Here is a 1,990-nt window from a genome sequence, read left to right as displayed (position 1 = left end):
GCCGCAGATATAGGCGCCTGCGCCGTGGTGCAGGTAAATGTCGAAATCCCAGTCCGAGCCCGCAGCATTCTTGCCCAGCAGCCCCGCGTCATAGGCCTCTCGAAGAGAAATTGACTATAACCGAGACAATGGCACATCTTTACCAGCGATATCTGTAAAACAGGGAAACAGAAATTATCGTTGTCACGAAGTAGAGATTCTGGGAAACTGCAAAATCGTGTATCGTCCTCATAAACCTAACAAGAGTCAAGCTGGTGGTGCTCGCCTGTGGATTGAGGTAGACCCTGATATTCAAATAATTCACAAATCTTTCCTAGATACAGAGCCAGAGGAAAATAAACCTAAAGGTTTTGGTTAGCTTTAAGTCTGATTGTTAAGTTCAACCGAATTTTTCTCTATTTCTCTATTTAATAGTAATAGTATCGGTGTTGCCTTCTTTGACTTTTGGGCTAACACTACAGATTCTTATGGAAATGATTCTGATATTTCTAGCAGTACCAAGCTGCCTCAAAATCCTCTTCCCTATTCCAAACCTCTTCCTCCTCCTGCGATATTGGTAATATTTTTTTCTATCTTCATACTTAAATCTAACCAAGTTGACCGAGTAATAGGAGCGCTAGTAGAAACATAATCGACACCTGTTTCAGCCACATTTCTAATAGTATCTAAAGTAATATTTCCAGAAGCTTCAATTTTGATACGATTATTGTTTTGCCTAATCATTTTAACTGCTTGCTGCATTACTTCAACAGACATATTATCCAGCATAATAATATCTGCCTGATACTCCAAAGCAGTTTCTACTTCTGCCAATGTTTCTGTCTCCACTTCAATAGTTAAAGGATAAGGTATTGTTTCTCTGACCTTAGCGATCGCTTTCCCAATACCTCCAGCAGCAGCAATATGATTATCCTTAATCATCACCGCATCATCCAAACCCATGCGATGATTTTTTGCCCCACCAACTTGAGTCGCATATTTTTCTAAAATTCTCAGTCCTGGAGTTGTTTTGCGAGTATCAACCAGTTGCACCGACAGATCGGCAATTTTATCTGCATATTTACGAGTCATAGTCGCTATCCCACTCAAACGCATCCCTAGATTTAAGGCCACCCTTTCCCCAGTCAATAAACTATCTAAAGGCCCATCTAATTTAGCGATTACAGTACCCGACTCGCACCATTCTCCTTCTGTAACAGTAGGTAAAAAGTTGACCTTTTCATCCAAAAGTTGAAATACTCTAGCTGCAATTGGTAACCCCGCAATAACTCCTGATTCCTTGACCAACCAATAACCGGCACCTGTAATTACTTGGTCTGTTGAAAATAACCCTGCAGTAGTGCGATCACCCCTGCCAATATCTTCTAGCAGCCAATTTTTTAATAAGTTGTCTAATATTATGTTTGGAGGTATAACAGATTGCATATTGTTACTGAAATTTTATTCAAAATTACTGGCAGAGTAGCTCCCACCTAATATCAAATCCGGTTGAATACTTATTATATAGTTGGGAGTAGGGGAGTGGGAGAGTGGGGGAGTAGTGGAGAAGAAATATTCAAGTAATTTAAGAAATTATAAACAGATATTAAACATCTACTCCACGCATAGGGAGTAGAGAGTAAAGGGAAAGAAATAAGAGTGCGATAATTGATTTGATTTTTTATTATTGGAGATGTCTATCATATAACTAGATTCTATGTGCAATTAACCGTATTTGATATAAAATATTTAACACAGCAAATATCAACTCGTCCATTTTTTGAATCTATATTCGTTTACTCAACAAGGTTAACTTTTTCTCCCATAACTAACTCTAAATTCAATTTTTGATGAATTCTACTATAATTAATAAATCTATCATAAAATAGACTGATTAAAGTGTCTTAAACTTACCACTGGTCAATAAGTAAATTACAGAAAGATTTAATAATGTTTGCTACTCAACTTAAAACTAACCAAACTTTAGATAATATACCTAACGATATATTTG

General features: G+C 37.2%; 2 protein-coding genes. One reads left to right on the top strand and one right to left on the bottom strand.

What is annotated here, in order from left to right; translation table 11 throughout:
- Positions 1 to 217 precede the first annotated feature (217 nt).
- Entirely contained in the window at positions 218 to 358 is a 141-nt protein-coding gene (locus F6K13_RS30175; RefSeq protein ID WP_287289425.1) for a hypothetical protein, read from the top strand.
- A 164-nt stretch (positions 359 to 522) separates the two neighbouring features.
- Here F6K13_RS30175 and nadC read toward each other — a convergent pair whose 3' ends face one another.
- Positions 523 to 1,425, bottom strand: coding sequence for a carboxylating nicotinate-nucleotide diphosphorylase (nadC, locus tag F6K13_RS30170; RefSeq protein WP_124144724.1), 903 nt, complete (start codon positions 1,423 to 1,425; stop codon positions 523 to 525).
- Between the last annotated feature and the right edge of the window lie 565 nt (positions 1,426 to 1,990).

Origin of the sequence: Okeania sp. SIO2B9 (genome assembly GCF_010672505.1) — a bacterium.
GTDB lineage: Bacteria > Cyanobacteriota > Cyanobacteriia > Cyanobacteriales > Microcoleaceae > Okeania > Okeania hirsuta.
This window is presented reverse-complemented; position numbering and strand designations above follow the sequence as displayed.

Bases quoted from the DNA above. Each gene is read 5' to 3' on its own strand.
- nadC (WP_124144724.1), bottom strand. From the start codon at position 1,425: ATGCAATCTGTTATACCTCCAAACATAATATTAGACAACTTATTAAAA.